7 protein-coding genes are annotated in these 6,094 nt (G+C 72.1%); 1 reads left to right on the top strand and 6 read right to left on the bottom strand.

Going from position 1 to position 6,094, the window contains the following annotated elements; translation table 11 throughout:
• Positions 1 to 96 precede the first annotated feature (96 nt).
• From LNK82_RS31380 to LNK82_RS31355, 6 genes are all read right to left on the bottom strand, one after another.
• The gene (locus LNK82_RS31380; RefSeq protein ID WP_230570491.1) at positions 97 to 1,020 is read right to left on the bottom strand and encodes a cation diffusion facilitator family transporter; all 924 of its coding nucleotides are present in this window, start codon (positions 1,018 to 1,020) and stop codon (positions 97 to 99) included.
• A gap of 42 nt (positions 1,021 to 1,062) precedes the next feature.
• Positions 1,063 to 2,274 (bottom strand): mannose-6-phosphate isomerase, class I, encoded by a 1,212-nt coding sequence (manA, locus tag LNK82_RS31375; RefSeq protein WP_230570508.1) that lies wholly within the window; start codon positions 2,272 to 2,274, stop codon positions 1,063 to 1,065.
• A gap of 10 nt (positions 2,275 to 2,284) precedes the next feature.
• A complete protein-coding gene (locus tag LNK82_RS31370; RefSeq protein ID WP_230570490.1) occupies positions 2,285 to 3,361 on the bottom strand; it encodes an SIS domain-containing protein in 1,077 nt (358 codons plus the stop codon).
• Positions 3,362 to 3,367: 6 nt separating this feature from the next.
• Entirely contained in the window at positions 3,368 to 3,565 is a 198-nt protein-coding gene (locus LNK82_RS31365; protein ID WP_053723294.1) for a Trm112 family protein, read from the bottom strand.
• 5 nt (positions 3,566 to 3,570) lie between these two features.
• Positions 3,571 to 4,923: a phosphomannomutase/phosphoglucomutase gene (locus LNK82_RS31360; protein WP_230570489.1), complete on the bottom strand. Its 1,353-nt coding sequence runs from the start codon at positions 4,921 to 4,923 to the stop codon at positions 3,571 to 3,573.
• An 88-nt stretch (positions 4,924 to 5,011) separates the two neighbouring features.
• Positions 5,012 to 5,371: a DUF3499 domain-containing protein gene (locus tag LNK82_RS31355; protein WP_073885657.1), complete on the bottom strand. Its 360-nt coding sequence runs from the start codon at positions 5,369 to 5,371 to the stop codon at positions 5,012 to 5,014.
• A gap of 150 nt (positions 5,372 to 5,521) precedes the next feature.
• Between LNK82_RS31355 and LNK82_RS31350 the strand changes: the two genes are divergently transcribed.
• On the top strand, positions 5,522 to 5,965 hold the full coding sequence (locus tag LNK82_RS31350; protein WP_230570507.1) for a metallopeptidase family protein: 444 nt from the start codon (positions 5,522 to 5,524) through the stop codon (positions 5,963 to 5,965).
• Positions 5,966 to 6,094: the final 129 nt, after the last annotated feature.

Here is a 6,094-nt window from a genome sequence, read left to right as displayed (position 1 = left end):
GCGGCCCCCCCCCCCGCCGGGGGGCGGGGCGCCCCCCCCCCCCCCCCCGGGCCCCCCCCCCCCCCCCCCCCCCCCCCCTTCGAGGTCTCGCGAGAACTACGACTTGCTCGTCAGCGAACGGTCGAGGTCGGGTTCCAGGTAGATCAGCCTGGCCGCCGGGACCTTGGCCCGGACCCGCTGCTCCGCGGCGTCGATGGCCTCGGCCACCTCGGTGATCGACAGGCCCTGGTTCAGCGCGATCTTCGCCGCCACCAGCAGCTCGTCCGGCCCGATGTACTGGGTCTTGATGTGGATGACGCGCTGCACCTGGCCGGACGCCAGCTCGTCCGTGATCACGTCCAGCTCCGCCGGCGCGGCGCCCTCGCCGATCAGCAGCGACTTCATCTCCACGATCAGGATGACCGCGATCACACCCAGCAGCACACCGATGCAGATGGTGCCGATGGCGTCCCACACCGGGTCACCGGTCAGGGTCGACAGGCCGACGCCCATCAGCGCCAGGACCAAGCCGAACAGCGCGCCGGCGTCCTCCAGCAGCACGACCGGCAGCTCCGGCACCTTCGACTGCCGGATGAACTGCCACCACGTGGCGTTCCCCTTGATCGCCTTCGACTCCACGATCGCCGTGCGGAAGCTGTAGGTCTCCAACCCGATCGCGACGACCAGGATGATCACCGCGACGATCGGGCTGCTCAGCTCCTCGTGCGACTCCAGCTTGTGGATGCCCTCGTACAGGGCGAACACGGAGCCGAGGCTGAACAGCATCAACGCCACGATGAACGAGTAGAAGTACCGGTCCCGACCGAACCCGAACGGGTGGTTCAGGGTGGCCTTGCGCCGCGCGGTCTTCTGCCCGAGCAGCAACAGGCCCTGGTTGGACGTGTCCGCCACCGAGTGCACCGACTCGGCGAGCATCGATGACGACCCGGTGATCAGGAAGCCGACGAACTTGGCCACCGCGATCCCCGCATTGGCCACCAGTGCGGCGATGATCGCCTTGGTCCCGCCCCCTGCTGACACGGTTGCTCCCTTTGCGCCCAAGTCCGATTTGTCGGTGTGACCCTACTCAACACCGGGCGTCGCCCGGAAAAGCTGGGTGTCCACGTCCGCCGTGACCGAAACCGCCGGGTCACGCGCGGGCAGCCACACGGACTGGCCGCGCACCAGCTCCACGGTCTCGTCACCGCAGGTCAACCGCGCCCGACCGCGCGTGCAGAGCAGGATCTGCGGCCCGCTGTGATCCACCCGGACCTCGACCGACGGCCCGACCTCGATCCGCGACAGCTCGAACTCCGGGCACGGCGTCCGGTACGCCCACAGCCCCGGCGCCGTCTCCGCACCGGTCTGCACGGGCATGTCGCCGCACCCGAAGTCCAGCACCCGCATCAGCTCGGGCACGTCCACGTGCTTGGGCGTCAAACCGCAGCGCAGCACGTTGTCGGAGTTCGCCAGGATCTCCACGCCGGTGCCGTGCAGGTACGCGTGCAGGTTGCCGGCGGGCAGGTAGATCGCCTCGCCGGGCCGCAGCACGAGCCGGTTGAGCAGCAGCGCGGCCAGCACGCCCGCGTCACCGGGGTACGCCTCGCCCAGCTCCAGGATCGTGCGGCACTCCAGGTCGAACTCGCCGTGCTCCTTCACGTGCAGCACGCACGCGTCCAGCACCTGCGGCAGGAGCATGTCCAGCGCGGTCTGCGGCAGCGTGATGAGGGTGGTGAACATGGCGCGCAGGCCGTCGGCGTCCGGCTGGGCGGCCAGCAGCTCGGCGTACGGCGCGAAGTCCGGCGCGTCCAACGACCGCAGCAGCGCGACCGTGCGCGCCGGCTCGCGGAACCCCGCCAGCGCGTGGAACTCGGTCAACGCGCAGATCAGCTCGGGCTTCGCCGACGGGTCCTTGTAGTTGCGGATCGGCGAGTCCATCGGCACGCCCGCCGCGTCCTCGGCGGCGAAGCCGTTCGCCGCCTGCTCGGCCGACGGGTGCGCCTGAAGGCTCAGCGGCTCGTCCGCGGCCAGCACCTTGAGCAGGAACGGCAGCCTGCTGCCCCAGCGGTCGGCGTGGCGGGTGCCGAGCTGCCCGTCCGGGTCGTCGGCGAGCAGGTCGAGCAGCGACCGCGCCTCGCCGTCCGGTCCCACCACCCGCGACGGGTCCCCGGGGTGGGCGCCCATCCACAGCTCGGCCTCGGGGTGCGGCGTCGGCACCTCCCTCCCGAGCATCTCGGCGATGGCGGTGCGTGATCCCCACGCGTACGCGCGCACCGCGTTGTGCAGCAGATCCACAGTCATCCCCTCACACGGCCGGCGCGTACAGCCCGGGTCCGCCCAGCGTTCCCGCCGCCAGACCCAGGTACAGCGCGGCCAGCTCGAACCGCAGGGCGAGCAGCGCGGCGCACAGGGCCTCGCCGCCGCTCACCTCCTCGGCCGGTTCGAGCACGTCGGCTCCGGACAAGGTCTCCATCGCGACCCGCCGGGAGAAGTCGGCCTGCGGGCCCCGGCGCACGGCCACCAGCAGCACGCGGACCAGGCCGTCGTGCTCGTCGTCCGGATCGGCGAACAGGTCCGCCCCCGACGTGCCGCGCACCGCCCGGCGGTGCAGCACCGACCGGGTCAGGGCCTGAGGATAGCCGGCCACGTCGCTCACGACGCCCGCGTACGTCGCGAGCACGCCCGCGCCGTGCGCCGCCACCGCCGTGGCCAGGTCGTCCAGGCCCCACAGCAGCGGTGTGCGGTCGGCGATCCGCAGCGCGAGCGTCTTGGCCGGGTTGACGAACGACTCGTGCATCGGGTGGCACCGCTCGGCCTCGCGGTCCAGCTCGTCCGCGATGGCCTGCACGTCCACGTCGAGCAGCCCCAACGACTTCAGCGCCACCACCCAGGCGGCGAAACCCCGGGCGAAGCCGAAGCCCTGCGGCACCGGCACCCGGGGCGGGATCAGCAGCGCGTGCTGCGCGGCGGACGCGGCCACCGGGCCGTCCGGCTCGGCGGTCAGCAGCACCCGCGCGCCGCGCCGGGCCGCCCGGTCGATCGACTCGGCCATCCGCACGTCACCGGGGTCCTCGGTGTGCGCGAGGACCACGTCCAGCGCGCCGACCCACGTCGGCACGTCGTCGGCGACCACGACCGGCACGGGGCAGCGCGTGCCGAGCAGCGCGGCCACCACCCCGGCGATGGCCTGGCCGACGCCGGGGCGCGTGACCAGCACCAACGCCCGCGGGCGCTCCTGGAACGTCCGCTCGACGCCGAGCTCGTCGGCCGCCTCGGCGGTGGCGCGGACCTGCGCGCCCGCCCGTGCGGCGGCGCGCAGCAGACCTTCCCGGTCGGCGTCGGTGAGCCGGGACTGGTCGTCGAGGAGGCTGTCGTCAAGCACCCGAGCTCACCCGGCCGTCGGCTCGACAGCCTCGTCCAGCAGCAGCACCGGGATGCCGTCCCGGACCGGGAACGACCGGCCGCACGAGGTGCAGGTCAGGTAGTCCGCGAGCGGGTCGGACGCGGTGCCGGCCTTCAGCGGCGCGTGCTCCGGGCACGGGCAGGCCAGGATCTCCAGCAACTGCGGGTCCAATTGGACGGCCACGGCGCTCATCCCCTCACGATCGCCAGGACCTCGTCGCGCAACGCCGCGACGGAGGCCGCGTCGGCGGCTTCGACGTTGAGCCGGAGCAGCGGCTCGGTGTTGGACGCACGGAGGTTGAACCAGGAGCCACCCGGCAGGGTCACCGTGAGGCCGTCGAGCTCGTCGAGTTCGACGCCCTCGCGCCCGCCGAACTCGGCCTTGATCGCGGCCAGCCTGCCCTGCTGGTCGTCCACCGTCGAGTTGATCTCACCGGACGCCGAGTAACGCGCGTAGTCGCTGGTCAGGGCGGACAGCGGGCCGTCCTGCTCACCCAGCGCGGCCAGCACGTGCAGCGCGGCCAGCATGCCCGTGTCGGCACGCCAGAAGTCGCGGAAGTAGTAGTGGGCGGAGTGCTCGCCGCCGAAGATGGCGCCGGTCTTGGCCATCTCCTCCTTGATGAACGAGTGGCCCACGCGGGTGCGCACCGGCACGCCGCCGTGCTCGCGGACGATCTCCGGCACGCCGTGCGAGGTGATCAGGTTGTGGATGATCGTGCCGCCCGGGTCCTTGGCCAGCTCGCGCACCGCGACCAGGGCGGTGATGGCGGACGGCGACACCGGCTCGCCGCGCTCGTCGACCACGAAGCAGCGGTCCGCGTCGCCGTCGAACGCGACACCCGCGTCCGCGCCCTCTTCCCGGACGCGTTCCTGCAGGTCCACGATGTTCTTCGGGTCCAGCGGGTTGGCCTCGTGGTTCGGGAAGTCGCCGTCCAGCTCGAAGTACATCGGCACGATCTCGATCGGCAGGCCCTCGAACACCTTCGGCACCGTGTGGCCGCCCATGCCGTTGCCCGCGTCCACCACGACCTTCAACGGCCGGCTGCCGCTCAGGTCGACCAGTTCCCGCAGGTAGGCGGCGTAGTCGGCGAGCATGTCCTGCTCGGTGACGGCGCCCTTCGCGACGCCCTCGGCGTCCGGCACGCCCTCCTCGGCGTCCTGGCGGATCTGGCCGAGGCCGCTGTCCTGGCCGACCGGCGCGGCGCCCGCGCGGCACAGCTTGATGCCGTTGTACTTCGCCGGGTTGTGGCTGGCGGTGAACATGGCGCCGGGCAGGTCGAGCTTGCCGGAGGCGAAGTACAGCATGTCGGTGCTGGCCAGACCGATGTTGACCACGTCGACGCCCTGCGCGGTGACGCCCTCGGCGAACGCCGCGGCCAGGCCGGGCGAGGAGTCGCGCATGTCGTGCCCGATCACCACGGTCGGGCCACCGACCAGGCGGGCGAACGCAGCGCCGAAGTCGCGCACGACGTCGGCGTCGAGCTGCTCGCCGACGACACCGCGGATGTCGTAAGCCTTGACGATGCCGGACAGATCGCGCACGACCACACTCCCAAGTTGGCTCTTGACACTGCCTTGGGAAGCCTACCGGCGCGCGCGTGAGCGTCGTGTCCGGTCGATGAGTCTTCGTTCAGTCTTCGTTCGGATCAGGCAGAACGCGCAGGTGACCGCGCCGGATCGTGCCGGCGGGCAGTTCGGGCAGTTCGACCTGCGGTGTGGCCCGGCCCGCTTCCCGGACGGCCTCGGCCAACGCGGTCAGGTCGTCCACGGTGGGTTCGGGGGCGCGGAACTCGCCCTGGTGCCGGACGACCTCCCAGCCACGCGGCGCGGTGAGGCGCAGGGCGTGCTCTTCGCAGAGGTCGTAGGAGTGCGGTTCGGAGTACGTCGCCAGGGGGCCCACGACCGCGGTGGAGTCCGCATAGGCGTACGTGAGCGTGGCGACTGCCGGGTTCGCGCACCCGGTTCGCGAGCACCGTCTCACGCTCCGCACGGCGGGGACGATATCGCGTCCCGCGCGGCGTGTGTTGGATTACCTCCGGCGCGGCGTTGGCGGTGGTGCCGTGCCGCGGCAAGTTGCCTGGTCGCGGAGGTCCGGCTGTACGGGGTCCACGGGTGGACAACTACCCTCTACCTCGTGGTGATGGCTCGGGGTTCACGGCGGCAGGGCACTCCGCGGCGACGCAACCGCGACCGGCACGGTCGGGGGCTGCGAGGTCCGCTCTACCCGGCCACGTTGCCGGCGGCCCGCAGCCGGGCGGAGCGGTTCGACGCGCTGGTGCTGGAGGCGTTGGAGCCGATCGAGGCGCGGTGGCGGACGGAGCTCACGCAGCTGGACGTCGCGGTGGACGACGTGCCGGACATCCAGTCGGACGACAACGGCGACGTGGTCGAGGACGGCAACGTGCCGCTGGCCCGCCTCGTGCCCGCCGGGGCCGACCGCCGGGCCCGGATCGTGCTCTACCGGCGTCCGCTGGAGGCGCGCGCCAAGGACGGCGCCGACCTGTCCGACCTGGTGCACGACGTGCTGGTCGAGCAGGTGGCCAACTACCTGGGCCTGGACCCGGACGTCATCGACGGCGACTGACCCGAGCGTTGAATTCGGGGTACCTGAACGTAGGACACGGTGGTCCTGAGCGTTCGACACGCGCGTTCCGAACGTAGGACTGTCGCGCGGGTGGTACGCGCAGCGCCCGCGGGTGGGACGCGCGGGTAC

The organism is Saccharothrix luteola, assembly GCF_020859565.1.
Lineage (GTDB): Bacteria > Actinomycetota > Actinomycetes > Mycobacteriales > Pseudonocardiaceae > Actinosynnema > Actinosynnema luteola.
This window is presented reverse-complemented; position numbering and strand designations above follow the sequence as displayed.

What these genes read in the sequence shown, in the direction of transcription:
- LNK82_RS31350 (WP_230570507.1), top strand. Translation starts at nt 5,522, where the DNA reads ATGGCTCGGGGTTCACGGCGGCAGGGCACTCCGCGGCGACGCAACCGC.